Raw genomic sequence first — 13,174 nt, 5'->3', positions numbered from 1 at the left:
CCGGCCGCTGTGCTCTCGGGTTCGGTCGGCACCGGGCCCGGTGCACCCGCGGGCCCGCGCTGGGCTCCGGAGCCGGGGCGGGTTCTCGGGTGCTGCGGTCGGGCCCCGCGGGCCGGGGACCGGTCGTCGCTGGTTCCCGGGGCCGGTCGGCCGCAGGTGCCGGTGCGCTCCGAGGGCGGCCGGCCGCAGGCGCCGGCTGTCGGAGGCGGCTTGTGTCCGCCCCGGCGGGCTCCGGGTGCGGTCGGTGCCCGCCCCGAGGGCGGCAGGTTCGCAGGCGTCTCTGGGCCTCCAGGGCGGTGGCCCTGGGGGCCGGTCGTTGCGTCTGGGGCCGACCTGCGCCGGGGCTCCGGCGGCTCTCGGGTGCGGTCGGTGCCCGGCCCGAGGGCGGTCGGGCGTCGGCCTCGGGGCTGGCCTCCTGCGTCCCCCAGTGCTCTCCTGGGGCGGTTGGTCCGCGGGCGCCGGCTGTCGGGTGGGTCTTGCGTTCCGGGTGCCGTCGGCGCCGGCGCCCCGAGGGGGCGGGCAGTTCGCGGGCGGCCCGGGCCTGCAGAGCGGCGTCCCGCCGGGCCGGTCGTGCTGTCACTCGGGCCGACCGCCGCCAGTCCCGGCGGGCGGCGGTCGGCCGACGTCTCGCCCCGGCGGCTCTCGGGTGGGGTCGGTGCCCAGCCCGAGGGCGGTCGGCCGCGGGCTTCGGGCCTCGTGGTCGGCCTGGGTTCTCCGGTGCGCTCCGGGGCCGGTTGTCGCTGGCTGCTGGGTGTGGCCTGTGCCTCGCTTCCGGCGGGCTCCCGGGATCGGTCGGCGCTGGAGCCCAGCGGTTGTCAGGCCCGTGGTCTGCGCGGGCTCCCGAGGGTGGTCGGGACCAGGCCTTCGAGCGGCGCGCGTCGGCGCTGGACCCATGCGGTCGGGGGGGGCGCGCGTCGGCGCTGAACCGACCCACGCGGGCGTCAGGCCGCGGTCTGCGCAGGGCTCCGGACTCGGTCGGGTGGCCGGCCCCCCGACCTGGCACGCGGTCGCGCCGCCCCGACGGCTGGCCGCCGCAGTGTCAGTTCTTGCGGTGGCCTATCAGGCGCGGCTTCTGCTCCAGGCCGTCCAAGCCGTGCCACGCCAGATTCACCAGGTGCGCCGCCACCTCCGCCTTCTTCGGGCGGCGGGCGTCCACCCACCACTGGCCGGTGAGCGCCACCATGCCCACCAGCGCCTGCGCGTACATCGGGGCCAGCTTCGGGTCGAAGCCCCGGTTCTTGAACTCCAGGCCCAGAATGTCCTCGACCTGCGTGGCGATATCGCTGATCAGCGAAGCGAACGTCCCCGTCGACTGCGCCACCGGCGAGTCCCGCACCAGGATGCGGAAGCCGTCCGTATACGTCTCGATGTAGTCCAGCAGCGCGAACGCCGCCTGCTCCAGCAGTTCCCGGGGATGGCCGGCCGTCAGCGCGCCCGTCACCATGTCCAGCAGTTGGCGCATCTCACGGTCGACCACGACCGCGTACAGGCCCTCCTTGCCCCCGAAGTGCTCGTACACCACCGGCTTGGAGACGCCTGCCTTGGCTGCGATCTCCTCGACCGACGTGCCCTCGAAGCCCTTCTCGGCGAAGAGGGTGCGCCCGATGTCCAGCAGCTGCTCCCGGCGCTCCGCGCCCGTCATCCGCACCCGTCGCGCCCGCCTGCCACCGGGCGACCGGGTCTTGTCCGCGCTGCTCGTACTGCCGTCACTCGCCACGTCGTCCATCATGCCGCGTCGGCGGTGACACTCTTGCCGCGGGCATCGGCGTCGTCCGCGTCCGCACGGCGTGCGTCGATACGCGATTTCTGCGGCCAGCGCACGTCGTACGCCCAGCCCGCCAGCTCGAACCAGCGGATCAGGCGGGCGCTGGAGTCCACCTGGCCCCGCAGCACCCCGTGCCGCGCGCTGGTCGGGTCCGCGTGGTGCAGGTTGTGCCACGACTCACCGCACGACAGCACCGCCAGCCACCACACGTTGCCCGAACGGTCACGCGACTTGAACGGGCGCTTGCCCACTGCGTGGCAGATCGAGTTGATCGACCACGTCACGTGGTGCAGCAGCGCGACTCGGACCAGCGAGCCCCAGAAGAACGCGGTGAACGCGCCCCACCACGACATCGTCACCAGGCCGCCCACCAGCGGCGGGAGCGCCAGCGACAGCACCGTCCACCAGACGAAGTCCCGCGAGATGCGGCGCAGCGCCGGGTCCTTGATCAGATCCGGGGCGTACTTGTGCTGCGAGGTCTGCTCCTCGTCGAACAGCCAGCCGATGTGCGCCCACCACAGGCCCTTCATCAGGGCGGGGAGCGTCTCTCCGAACCGCCACGGCGAGTGCGGGTCGCCCTCGGCGTCCGAGAACTTGTGGTGCTTGCGGTGGTCGGCCACCCAGCGCACCAGCGGCCCCTCGACGGCCAGCGACCCCATGATCGCCAGCGCGATCCGCAATGGACGCTTCGCCTTGAAGGAGCCGTGCGTGAAGTACCGGTGGAAGCCGATCGTGATGCCGTGGCAGCCGATGTAGTACATCGCCACCAGCAGACCGAGATCGAGCCAGCTCACGCCCCAGCCCCAGGCCAGCGGCACCGCCGCGAGCAGGGCGAGGAAGGGGACGGTGATGAACAGCAGCAGGGCGATCTGCTCGATCGACCGCTTGCTGTCCCCGCCGAGCGTGGCGGACGGCGCGTCGGCAGGTGGCTTCTTGGTGTCCAGCAGATCGGGGCTCGTGGTCATGAGGGTTCCCTGGGGGTGGGGAGAGGGGACGGATGCCGCCAGGCTACGGTCCCGTAACCTACGGCGACGTAAGTATGGCAGTGCCCGGAGGGGCGGCAAGAGACCTGTGGACAACGTCAGGGAAATGGACACCTATCCTGGGTCTCGTCGGACAGCGCGGTCCGCAGCCTCCAGTACCCCTCCAGACGTGCTCAAACACTGCAAGGAGCCGCACCTGTGAGCAGTGCCGACCAGACTCCCACCGCCAGCGCCGAACTGCGCGCGGACATCCGCCGACTGGGCGATCTTCTGGGCGAGACGCTCGTCCGCCAGGAGGGACCCGAGCTCCTGGAGCTCGTCGAGCGGGTCCGTGCCCTGACGCGTACCAACGGTGAGGCAGCAGCCGAGCTGCTGGGTGACACCGACCTCGAGACCGCGGCCAAGCTCGTCCGCGCCTTCTCCACGTACTTCCACCTCGCCAACGTCACCGAGCAGGTGCACCGCGGCCACGAGATGCGCGAGCGCCGCGAAGCCGAGGGCGGCCTGCTGGCCCGCACCGCGGACCGGCTCAAGGACGCCGACCCCGAACACCTGCGCGAGACCGTCAAGCACCTCAACGTGCGGCCGGTCTTCACCGCGCACCCCACCGAGGCCGCCCGGCGCTCCGTGCTCAACAAGCTCCGCCGCATCGCCGAGCTGCTGGAGAACCCGGTCATCGCCGCCGACCGCCGCCGCCACGACCTGCGGCTCGCCGAGCACATCGACCTGATCTGGCAGACCGACGAGCTGCGCGTCGTACGCCCCGAGCCGGCCGACGAGGCGCGCAACGCGATCTACTACCTCGACGAGCTGCATGCAGGGGCCGTCGGTGACGTCCTCGAAGACCTCGCCGCGGAGCTGGAGCGCGTCGGCGTCGAGCTGCCGCCCGGCACCCGCCCGCTCACCTTCGGCACCTGGATCGGCGGCGACCGCGACGGCAACCCCAACGTCACCCCCGCCGTCACCTGGGACGTGCTGATCCTCCAGCACGAGCACGGCATCACCGACGCCATCGAGGTCATCGACTACCTCCGCGGACTGCTGTCGAACTCCATCCGCTACGCCGGCGCCACCGAGGAGCTGCTCGCCTCGCTCCAGGCCGACCTGGAGCGGCTGCCCGAGATCAGCCCCCGCTACAAGCGGCTGAACGCCGAGGAGCCCTACCGGCTCAAGGCCACCTGCATCCGCCAGAAGCTCATCAACACCCGCGAGCGCCTCGCCAAGGGCACCCCGCACGAGGACGGCCGCGACTACCTCGGCACCGCCGAGCTGATCAACGACCTCACCCTCATCCAGACCTCGCTGCGCGAGCACCGCGGCGGCCTGTTCGCCGACGGCCGCATGGACCGGGTCATCCGCACCCTGTCCGCGTTCGGCCTCCAGCTCGCCACCATGGACGTACGCGAGCACGCCGACGCCCACCACCACGCCCTCGGGCAGCTCTTCGACCGGCTCGGCGAGGAGTCCTGGCGCTACGCCGACATGCCGCGCGACTACCGGCAGAAGCTGCTCGCCAAGGAGCTCCGCTCCCGCCGCCCGCTCGCGCCCACGCCCGCGCCGCTGGACGCCGCCGGACAGAAGACCCTCGGCGTCTTCCACACGGTCAAGGAAGCCTTCGAACGCTTCGGGCCCGAGGTCATCGAGTCGTACATCATCTCGATGTGCCAGGGCGCCGACGACGTCTTCGCCGCCGCCGTCCTCGCCCGCGAGGCCGGACTGATCGACCTGCACGCCGGCTGGGCCAAGATCGGCATCGTGCCGCTGCTGGAGACCACCGACGAGCTCAAGGCCGCCGACGTCATCCTCGAAGGCATGCTCGCCGACCCCTCCTACCGGCGCCTGGTCTCCCTGCGCGGCGACGTCCAGGAGGTCATGCTCGGCTACTCCGACTCCTCCAAGTTCGGCGGCATCACCACCAGCCAGTGGGAGATCCACCGCGCCCAGCGCAGGCTGCGCGACGTCGCGCACCGCCACGGCGTACGCCTGCGGCTCTTCCACGGCCGCGGCGGCACCGTCGGCCGCGGCGGCGGCCCCTCGCACGACGCGATCCTCGCCCAGCCGTGGGGCACCCTCGAAGGCGAGATCAAGGTCACCGAGCAGGGCGAGGTCATCTCCGACAAGTACCTGATCCCGTCCCTGGCCCGGGAGAACCTGGAACTGACCCTCGCGGCCACCCTCCAGGCGTCCGCCCTGCACACCGCCCCCCGCCAGTCCGACGAGGCGCTCGCCCGCTGGGACGCGGCCATGGACACCGCCTCCGAAGCGGCCCACTCCGCGTACCGCAGGCTGGTCGAGGACCCGGACCTGCCCGCGTACTTCTTCGCCGCGACCCCCGTCGACCAGCTCGCCGAGCTCCACCTCGGCTCGCGGCCCTCGCGCCGCCCCGACTCCGGCGCCGGTCTCGACGGGCTGCGCGCCATCCCGTGGGTCTTCGGCTGGACGCAGTCGCGGCAGATCGTGCCCGGATGGTTCGGAGTCGGCTCCGGCCTCAAGGCACTGCGCGAGGCGGGCCTCGACACAGTGCTCGACGAGATGTACGGGCAGTGGCACTTCTTCCGCAACTTCCTCGCCAACGTCGAGATGACGCTCGCGAAGACCGACCTGCGGATCGCCCGCCACTACGTCGACACCCTCGTGCCCGACCACCTCAAGCACGTCTTCGACGCCATCGAGGCCGAGCACGCGCTCACGGTCAGCGAGGTGCTGAAGGTGACCGGTAACGACCGACTGCTCGGCTCCAACCCGGTCCTCCAGCAGACGTTCGCCATCCGGGACGCCTACCTGGACCCGATCTCCTACCTCCAGGTCGCGCTCCTCAAGCGCCAGCGCGACGCGGCCGAGCGTGGCGAGGAGCCCGACCCGCTGCTGGCCCGGGCCCTGCTGCTGACCGTCAACGGCGTCGCGGCCGGCCTGCGCAACACCGGCTGACGCCGGACGACATGAGAATGCCCCCGCCTGGAGCCAGGCGGGGGCATTCTCATCTTCGGTGTCAGTGCTGACGGGCCGTACGGCGGCGGGCCATCAGGTAGCCGCCACCCGCGACCAGCGCGGCAGCGACGCCCGCGAGGATGCCGATGGGCGCGCCGTTGCCGGTCTCGGCGAGGTCGCCGGACGTGTCGTCACCGCTCGGCGCGGGGGCGGCCGAGGTGTCGGGCGTGCTCGACGGCTCGTCGCCCGGCTTGTCGTCCGGCTTGTCGCCGGGCTTGTCCTCGCCAGGCTTGTCGTCCGGCTTGTCGCCCGGCTTGTCCTCACCGGGCTTGTCGCCCGGCTTGTCCTCGCCCGGGGTCTCCTCGTCGTCGCAGTCGACCTTGAAGACCTTGTGCTTGGCGGCGTTGCTCTTCTGACCCTCGAAGGTCCAGAACAGCTTGTACTGGCCGTCGGCGAGCGTCATCTCGTCGGTGCGCTCGTGGCCGGAGCCGTCGAGCGTCAGCGAACCGGTCTTGACGACCACGCCCTTGTCGAGGTCGTTGTTCGCCCACGCCTGGATCTCCCAGTCGACCTGCTGGGCACCGTCGAACTTGAAGCCGTCGATGTAGAAGGTGCAGACCTTGGGGTTGTTGCGGGGGTCGTACTCGCCCGTCTCGATGTCGTGGATCTTGACGTTGCCGTTGTCGCCGGGCGGGGTGGCGAACGCGGCGGGTGCGGCCGACAGCGAAAGCGCTGCGGCGGCCACCATGGCGCCGGTGGAGCGAAGGATGCGCATATGGGAATCCATCGTGAGAGAGGGAAGATGGCGTGGGGGGCGGCTCAGCGTCCTGTGAACCAACGCGCCAGTCAAGGTCTCTTCCTCCGCTTCCGTACCAGGAGGCATGATTCGCCCCGATAGTCCTGATAACGATCAGGTCAACGTGCGCTCGGCCGCAGGGTTCTGACGGCTCTACAGGGCGAGGAACGAGGCCACCAGAAGTGCCCCGCCCACAGACGCCACCGCCCACGCCACCCGCGGCAGCCGCAGCCCGCCGCCGATCACCAGCGCCGCCAGCAGCATTGCACCGCCCAGGGGCAACCAGGCATGGAGCCCGCCCGCAGGCCCCGTCCGCACCGCCTCGCCCGTACCCGGCTTCAGCACGACGGCGAGCGTCACGCCCTTCTTCACCGCGACGGACCGGTCGATCGTCACCCGGTCGCGCTTCGGCGCCGGGTCCTTGGGCACGTACGGTCCCGTGCACACCTTGTCGTCGCACCGCGCGACCGTGAGAGTGCCGTGCTCGCGGCCCTTGGAAAGCAGGATGTGCTGCGCGGTGCCCCATGACGTCCAGAAGCCGGCGACAAGGAGCAGCAGGGCGACGAGCGCCATGGCCGCCTTGCGCGTGTGGGTCAGTATCCGGCCGGGGGAGTTCCGCTTCATGGCCCGCGATCCTTGGCCATGGGGCTGCGCGGGGTCAAACATCGCTGGTCAACGACGAGACCGCACGTGGTACGCCGCGCTATGGGTACCGAGGCGAACGCGCGCCCGAGAGGAGCAAGTGGGCGTGCTCGCCGGTGTCCGCGGTTACTCCTCGGTGAAGATTGCCTCGGCGGTGGCGGCGGTCACTGCGCGGGTGAGCCACGTGCGCATGAGTTGTGTGTCGTCGCAGGTGGTGATCCGCTGGCGGGCTTCGTCGGGAACGTCGAGTCCGCGCTGCTGAAGGACCAGAAGGACGGCATCTGCGAGGCTTTCCGCGCGGCCTTCGGCGCGGCCTTCGTCCCGGATCTCCTCCGAGAGGGGAGAGGTGTAGAAAGAAAGATCCACGGCCACCAGGTTCCACCACCGATCTCGGCCTGGGCGGTTGCCCAGGCCCTGTGCGGTGAGTTCGACGATAGAGAAGTAAGTGGGCGCGCTCGCCGGTGTCCGCGGTTACTCCTCGCTGAAGATTGCCTCGGCGGTGGCGGCGGTCACTGCGCGGGTGAGCCACGTGCGCATGAGTTGTGTGTCGTCGCAGGTGGTGATCCGCTCGCGGGCTTCGTCGGGAACGTCGAGTCCGCGCTGCTGAAGGACCAGAAGGACGGCATCTGCGAGGCTTTCCGCGCGGCCTTCGGCGCGGCCTTCCGCGCGGCCTTCGTCCCGGATCTCCTCCGAGAGGGGGGACGTGTAGAAAGAAAGATCCACGGCCACCAGGTTCCTCCACTGATCTGCGGCCGGGCGGTTGCCCAGGCCCTGTGCGGTGAGTTCGACGATGGGGTCGGCAATGGCTTCCGGTGCGTCCCGCAGCGCGGCGGACAGCGTTTTCAGTATGGCACCGATGTCCGGATCGCCGGCGTGCGTGATGGCGGCCAGCGTGGCGAGCGCCAGGTCCTTCCGGGCTTCCGCCACGTCGACGATCACCGGCATGTTGTGCGGACCCGCGACGAGGGGGCGCAGGGTGAGCGCAGGCCACTTCCGGGGACCGATGGGTACGGGGCGCGAGGCCCATTCGGCGGTGGCGCGGTCCTGGCAGACGACCAGCAGCAGTGGCGGTGTCCGGTACTTCGTGTACAGGAAGGACAGGTAGTACGCCCAGCTCGCGGGTTTGTCCGGGTCCTTCTTCCCCTGGGCCTCGATGGCCAGGAGGAACGACTCGTCGTCCTCGGTGTCGATGCGTAACAAGGTGTCGACGCGGCGTTCCACGGGGCGGGCCTCGGTGAGGTCGGTGGGCAGAAGGGTGGCCGAGACGGGTGCCGGGAAGGGCACACCGAGCACCTCGGAGACGCGGGAGAACAGCTCCGGATACTCCTGAAAGATGCGGTGCATCGCCTCGTGGGGAGAACTGACCATAGGTGTGCCTTCGGTTGTGAGGGTGAGGATGGTTCAAGCAGCTGCCTGCGCGCCGGCGCGGCAATCGCGGCAGCGGCCCGGCAGCGGGGCGCGGAAGGCGCGGTCGCACTTGTCGCAGTTCTGGAGCGGGTTGCGGGCTTTCGGTGGGGCGAGGGTCGGCAAGGGTGGCGGTAGCAGTGCGGTGAGGCGGTGGGCGAGAAGCCCGGCGGGCTGCTTCAGGCGCTCGGGCAGGTCGGTGGTGAGGGCGTGGTGTACGGCGTCGGGGTGGACGTCGCGTTCGAGCCAGGTGGCGACGGCGGGTGCCAGGCGGCGGATGTCGTGCTCGGCCAGCAGCAGCCGCGGTTCGTGACGGCGCAGGCCGGCGAGGAGGTCGGTGGCTACCCGGTGTCGTTCCAGGTCGAGGGCCTGCGGCTGGGGGAGTGGTGGGCGCGGGGGCATGGGTGCGGGCGCGGGCGGCGCGGGCGCCACGGCCGGTTCTGGTGTCGGGGCGGCTTCAGCCATGGGGGCCGGTTCCGGCTTTGGGGGTGGTACGGGCGCGGGGGCTGGCGTCGCGGCCGGGACGGCGGTGCACGACTGGTTGTACGAGATCGTCCGTGTCACCACCTTGCCGTCGGGCAGTCGCTCCAGGGTGCGCGACAGGTAGCGGTGGTCCTCCAACTCCCGCAGCGCGGCGGCGATCCGGGCCTCACTCTCCGGGAAGCGGTCGGCAAGCACCTTGATGCCGACCTTGTCCCCGTCGGGCAGCGACTGGATGTGCACGGCGAGCCCGATCGCGGTGAGCGACAACTGCCCGTGCTGCGCGAGGTGGTTGCCGACGATCGTGAAGCGGCTGGTGTGGATCGCGTTGACGTGGATCACGCCGAAGGCGGTGACACGGCCGGGAACGCGGGACGAGGCGCGCGAGGGCGCGCTAATCTGCTGGGTATCCATCGGGAAGCCCTTACTTCCTCGGTGGTCAGGCCCTCGATCGGGATGCCAGTCCCGGCCGGGGGCCGTCGCATGTCTGTGGTTGTCGCCGCGAGCATATGCCCGCCAACCGACCGCAAATCCAGCCCAATTGGCCAATGTCACCCGTGCGAGTGACGGGGGTGAGCGTGGGGTGGGGTGGGGTCCGGTGGGTTCTTTCCCCGGTCCTTGAAGGAGTTCTTTAAGTCCTTTGCATCGCGCGCCGCCGCGTCGCGGAGAACCGCATCGCGGGAATCCGCGACCCGGAGGCGAGGTCATGGCAGCAGGCCGATATCGGCCCAAACCGTCTTGCGGGGCACGGGTCCTGGCGTGACACCCCAGCGGTCGGCGAGTGCCTCCACGATCAGCAGCCCGCGTCCGGATTCGGAGGCGTGGCCGGGTCCAGCAGGACCGGGCCTGCTCGGCAGATGTTCGCCGCGGGTGTCGGTGACTTCGATTCGAAGGTGCTTGCCGTCGTCAAGGACGGCGAGGTCGAGACGGAAGTCCCGCCCCGGTACGCGGCCGTGGAGGGCGGCATTGGCAGCCAGTTCGGCGACGATCTGGACCGCCGGTTCCGACTCAATGCCCCACCGGGTGAGTTGTGCTGCCGTCAGCAGTCGGGCGAGGCGAGCGCCTCGGCGCGTAGGGGAGAGCAGCACGGTGAACTTCCGTACGGGAGCGGAAGATTCGGTTCGAGTGATTTGCGGATTCACATCACTCAGCGTGGCCGTCTCACATCTACGCTGAACAGTAGTGACGCGCGTACGGACAGCGACTGTCCAGCGGTTGCCCCGGCCTGTCCACGCGGTACGGCTTCCAGCGCGAATCGGTACAGGCACGGGCGGAGGCGGGTGTCGTATGACGGCTGAGGTCACCAGGGACTGCACGGCGGACGAGCCGGACCGGGACATCGACCTGGAGGACGACTCGGGCGCGGTGATCGCGGCGGTCGGCCGACAGATCCGCCTCTGGCGCGAGGCGGCCGGAATGCGCGCGGCCGAACTGGGCGCGGCGATCGGCTACGGCGAGAACCAGATCTACAAGGTCGAGACCGGCAAGCGGATCCCCAAGCCGGAGTTCCTGGACAGAGTGGACGAGGTCCTCGGCGCGGGCGGCAAACTCGCCGCGATGAAGAAGGACGTGGCGGAGGCCAGGTATCCGAAGAAGGTCCGGGACCTGGCGAGACTGGAGGCGGACGCGGTCGAACTCGGCGCGTACGCCAGTGTTGTGGTGCACGGGCTGCTGCAGACCGAGGAGTACGCCCGTGCGCTGTACGGGGAGCGTCGGCCTGCCTTCTCCGAGGACGAGGTCGACCGCCTGGTGGCCGCGCGCATGGCACGACAGGCGGTCTTCGAGCGAAGGCCCGCGCCCCTGCTGACCTTCGTCCAGGAAGAGACCACCCTCCGACGGCCCATCGGGGGCAGAATGGTGCTGCGTCGACAGCTCGAACGTCTGCTGGAATTAGGTGGGTTGAGGCACGTCGAGATCCAGGTTATGCCGACGGAGACGGAGGAGCACGCGGGGTTGGGTGGATCGCATCAGGTGCTCAAGCTGAGTGACGGCACAGCTGTGGGGCACAACGAGGTTCAGCTCACCAGCCGCGTGATCGCCATCCCCAAGGAGGTCCAGATCCTTGAGATGCGGTACGGCTTGATCAGGGCGCAGGCGCTCACGCCTCGGCTGTCGCGGGCCTTCATCGAGAAACTGTTGGGAGAGACATGAGTGGCAAGCCCTCGGCCGGAAGCGCTTCCGAGCTGACCTGGGTCAAGAGCAGCTACAGCACCAATGACGGCCCCGAGTGCGTCGAGGTCGCGGCGGCCACCGGCACGATCCACGTCCGCGACTCCAAGAACCTCCCCGGCCCCCGGCTGGGCTTCACGTCCGACGCATGGGCGGAGTTCGTGACGTACGCGTCCAAGGACTGAGGACCGGAGGCTTCCGGGCAGCGCATGACCCGGTGTCAGATCGTCGCGCGCACGGATCGTAGAGTCGTAACGGTGAATGCAGACGCCGCCTTTGACACGCCGGACGCACCTGACCGTGACCTGCCGATGCTGACCGCCGCACAGGCAGCACATCTGCGGGAACTCGCCGCCCCCTACACCGGCAACGGCCACATCTACTCCCTGCAGAACCTGGCGCACATCTGCCGCCGAGCACCGGAGGACCGTTGGCCCGAGCTGGTGGAGACGCACTTCGCCCGTTTGCAGGCGGCGGGCCGCGGCGCCGAGAGCGCGGCGGAACTGCTCAGCGGGGTGCATGCACGGCTGCTGCCCACCGAGTCGATCACCCCGGACCTCGTCGGCGCCATGCGTTACGCGCGCGTGGTCGCCGACGGGCTCGTCTTCGCCTACGCCCTTGACCAGCCCGCCACCGTGCGGATCCTCACCGACCCGGACGTGGAGCGCGCAGGGCTGGAGGAGCTGGGAGAGGCGGCGTATACGAACCTGATGCGCGTACCCGTCGAGCATGAGGAAGTGGCTATCGAGGGCCGGGCGTTGCTGCAGTCCGTGTACGGCGACTCCCCGTTCGTCGCGAGCAAGGCGCTGTTCCTGTCCGAACTGGCCCGGGAGGTCACTGGCGAGGCACTCCCGGAAGCCGGCGCGCTCGTCGTCGTGCCGACCCGGCATCTGCTGGCGTTCCATCCGATCGTCGACGGGTCCGTGGCCGACGCCATCAACGACCTTGCTCAGTATGCCCTCGGTGCCTACCAGGACGGACCGGGTGCGCTGTCCCCTCGCGTGTACTGGTGGCACCGAGGAGGCCTGACCTCGCTCACGGTCATCGACACCGAGACCAACACCTTCTCCCTCCAGCCTCCGCCGGAACTGCTCGGTATCCTGAAGGGCCTGGTTCGCCTCGACCGGGCGGGGCGTCTTGCCGGTCGCGCCCCAGTCGACGCGCCGGACATCGACCAGCTCACGCATACCACCGCCGATGCGATAGCTCGGCTCACCCAGGACCGGGCCGGACTCGGCGACGCCTTCGCCTCCGCCCTCGAACTCGCCCACGCCCATTGCGCCGTCGACCCCGACGTGGACCGCCTCCCCGCCTGGGACGCGTGGGCCACCGCCGTTCAGCTGGGCTCCGCGCTGTTCACGGGCGCGCAGCCGCAGGAGTGCCATCTCGGCGACCTCGTGCGGCAGCTGCCCGCCGTCCCTGCCGAGCCACCGGCGGACGCCCGCGCCTGGCTCGATGCCTTCTACATCGCCGTCGTGTGCCGGCAGAGTGCCCGCCTCGAACGGCTGCGCCTGGTGCCGCTGGAGGTCTTGCGTCAGGACGACTCGATCGACGAGTACGTCCTGCACTGGATCGACACGCTGCAGACCTACTGGGCCGAGCGCCCCATGGACGACGTGGTGGAGAAGCTGCTCGCCACCATGACGACCTCCGCGCCCGACGCCGTGACCCGGGCCCCGAAGAACTTCGTGAACCTGATCGACTACCAGCCGGTCGCCCTCTTCCACCGCCTGATCACCCGCGACCACGACGCCTTCGCCGAAGCGCTGACCGAAGCCCTCGCACACCACGCGACCTACTGGGGCGACTCACCGGCGCCACGCGCCCGGGTGGCACTCGGGCCGCTGGCGATGGCGAGCCTGGCGTACGACTATGGGTTCCCTGTCGCGGCGAAGCGGCAGTACCTGCCGACGTATCTGCTCGACCGCACACGAATCGAAGACGTCCCCGGCTGAGGCTTCCGGCCGCCGCCAACACCCGGGTTCCCCGCCCGTCAGGTGGGGAACC

Annotated in this window: 11 protein-coding genes and 1 pseudogene; 4 read left to right on the top strand and 8 right to left on the bottom strand. The window is 70.3% G+C overall.

Features of this window, described 5'->3' with window-relative positions; all coding sequences use genetic code 11:
- Positions 1–1,039: 1,039 nt before the first annotated feature.
- The gene (locus J7E88_RS29025) at positions 1,040–1,729 is read right to left on the bottom strand and encodes a TetR/AcrR family transcriptional regulator (RefSeq protein ID WP_215186304.1); all 690 of its coding nucleotides are present in this window, start codon (positions 1,727–1,729) and stop codon (positions 1,040–1,042) included.
- Positions 1,726–2,730: a fatty acid desaturase gene (locus J7E88_RS29020; protein ID WP_215186302.1), complete on the bottom strand. Its 1,005-nt coding sequence runs from the start codon at positions 2,728–2,730 to the stop codon at positions 1,726–1,728. Before J7E88_RS29020 ends, J7E88_RS29025 begins: the two co-directional genes overlap by 4 nt.
- Before the next feature lie 216 nt (positions 2,731–2,946).
- Here J7E88_RS29020 and ppc point away from each other — a divergent pair, with 216 nt between their 5' ends.
- Complete coding sequence (gene ppc / locus J7E88_RS29015; RefSeq protein WP_215186300.1) at positions 2,947–5,676, top strand: phosphoenolpyruvate carboxylase; 2,730 nt, start codon at positions 2,947–2,949, stop codon at positions 5,674–5,676.
- A gap of 61 nt (positions 5,677–5,737) precedes the next feature.
- Here ppc and J7E88_RS29010 read toward each other — a convergent pair whose 3' ends face one another.
- The 6 genes and pseudogenes from J7E88_RS29010 to J7E88_RS28985 all read right to left on the bottom strand — a co-directional run bounded on the left by J7E88_RS29010 (position 5,738) and on the right by J7E88_RS28985 (position 10,140).
- Positions 5,738–6,451 carry an LPXTG cell wall anchor domain-containing protein gene (locus J7E88_RS29010; protein WP_215186298.1) on the bottom strand — a complete coding sequence of 238 codons (714 nt, stop codon included), beginning with the start codon at positions 6,449–6,451 and terminating at the stop codon, positions 5,738–5,740.
- A 174-nt stretch (positions 6,452–6,625) separates the two neighbouring features.
- Positions 6,626–7,096 carry a hypothetical protein gene (locus tag J7E88_RS29005; protein WP_215186296.1) on the bottom strand — a complete coding sequence of 157 codons (471 nt, stop codon included), beginning with the start codon at positions 7,094–7,096 and terminating at the stop codon, positions 6,626–6,628.
- A 144-nt stretch (positions 7,097–7,240) separates the two neighbouring features.
- A pseudogene (locus tag J7E88_RS29000) lies at positions 7,241–7,549 on the bottom strand (hypothetical protein); the annotation flags it as partial.
- A 36-nt stretch (positions 7,550–7,585) separates the two neighbouring features.
- Entirely contained in the window at positions 7,586–8,482 is an 897-nt protein-coding gene (locus tag J7E88_RS28995) for a hypothetical protein (RefSeq protein WP_215186293.1), read from the bottom strand.
- 33 nt (positions 8,483–8,515) lie between these two features.
- Positions 8,516–9,412 carry a helix-turn-helix domain-containing protein gene (locus J7E88_RS28990; RefSeq protein ID WP_215186291.1) on the bottom strand — a complete coding sequence of 299 codons (897 nt, stop codon included), beginning with the start codon at positions 9,410–9,412 and terminating at the stop codon, positions 8,516–8,518.
- 290 nt (positions 9,413–9,702) lie between these two features.
- Positions 9,703–10,140, bottom strand: coding sequence for an ATP-binding protein (locus J7E88_RS28985; RefSeq protein ID WP_215186289.1), 438 nt, complete (start codon positions 10,138–10,140; stop codon positions 9,703–9,705).
- Between the two features lie 145 nt (positions 10,141–10,285).
- On the opposite strand from J7E88_RS28985, the gene J7E88_RS28980 reads away from it, so the two are divergent.
- From J7E88_RS28980 to J7E88_RS28970, 3 genes are all read left to right on the top strand, one after another.
- Complete coding sequence (locus tag J7E88_RS28980; RefSeq protein ID WP_215186287.1) at positions 10,286–11,149, top strand: helix-turn-helix transcriptional regulator; 864 nt, start codon at positions 10,286–10,288, stop codon at positions 11,147–11,149.
- Entirely contained in the window at positions 11,146–11,352 is a 207-nt protein-coding gene (locus J7E88_RS28975; protein WP_215186285.1) for a DUF397 domain-containing protein, read from the top strand. The genes J7E88_RS28980 and J7E88_RS28975 overlap by 4 nt, the downstream gene beginning before the upstream one ends.
- Before the next feature lie 72 nt (positions 11,353–11,424).
- Complete coding sequence (locus J7E88_RS28970) at positions 11,425–13,122, top strand: immunity 49 family protein (protein WP_308307645.1); 1,698 nt, start codon at positions 11,425–11,427, stop codon at positions 13,120–13,122.
- Positions 13,123–13,174 lie beyond the last annotated feature (52 nt).

Source organism: Streptomyces sp. ISL-10 (assembly GCF_018614575.1).
Taxonomy (GTDB): Bacteria; Actinomycetota; Actinomycetes; order Streptomycetales; family Streptomycetaceae; genus Streptomyces.
Note: the sequence above shows the minus strand (reverse complement) of the source record. Positions and strands in the feature narration are given on the sequence as shown.

What these genes read in the sequence shown, in the direction of transcription:
- J7E88_RS29025 (WP_215186304.1), bottom strand. Translation starts at nt 1,729, where the DNA reads ATGATGGACGACGTGGCGAGTGACGGCAGTACGAGCAGCGCGGACAAG.
- J7E88_RS29020 (WP_215186302.1), bottom strand. Translation starts at nt 2,730, where the DNA reads ATGACCACGAGCCCCGATCTGCTGGACACCAAGAAGCCACCTGCCGAC.
- J7E88_RS29010 (WP_215186298.1), bottom strand. Translation starts at nt 6,451, where the DNA reads ATGCGCATCCTTCGCTCCACCGGCGCCATGGTGGCCGCCGCAGCGCTT.
- J7E88_RS29005 (WP_215186296.1), bottom strand. Translation starts at nt 7,096, where the DNA reads ATGAAGCGGAACTCCCCCGGCCGGATACTGACCCACACGCGCAAGGCG.
- J7E88_RS28995 (WP_215186293.1), bottom strand. Translation starts at nt 8,482, where the DNA reads ATGGTCAGTTCTCCCCACGAGGCGATGCACCGCATCTTTCAGGAGTAT.
- J7E88_RS28990 (WP_215186291.1), bottom strand. Translation starts at nt 9,412, where the DNA reads ATGGATACCCAGCAGATTAGCGCGCCCTCGCGCGCCTCGTCCCGCGTT.
- J7E88_RS28980 (WP_215186287.1), top strand. Translation starts at nt 10,286, where the DNA reads ATGACGGCTGAGGTCACCAGGGACTGCACGGCGGACGAGCCGGACCGG.
- J7E88_RS28975 (WP_215186285.1), top strand. Translation starts at nt 11,146, where the DNA reads ATGAGTGGCAAGCCCTCGGCCGGAAGCGCTTCCGAGCTGACCTGGGTC.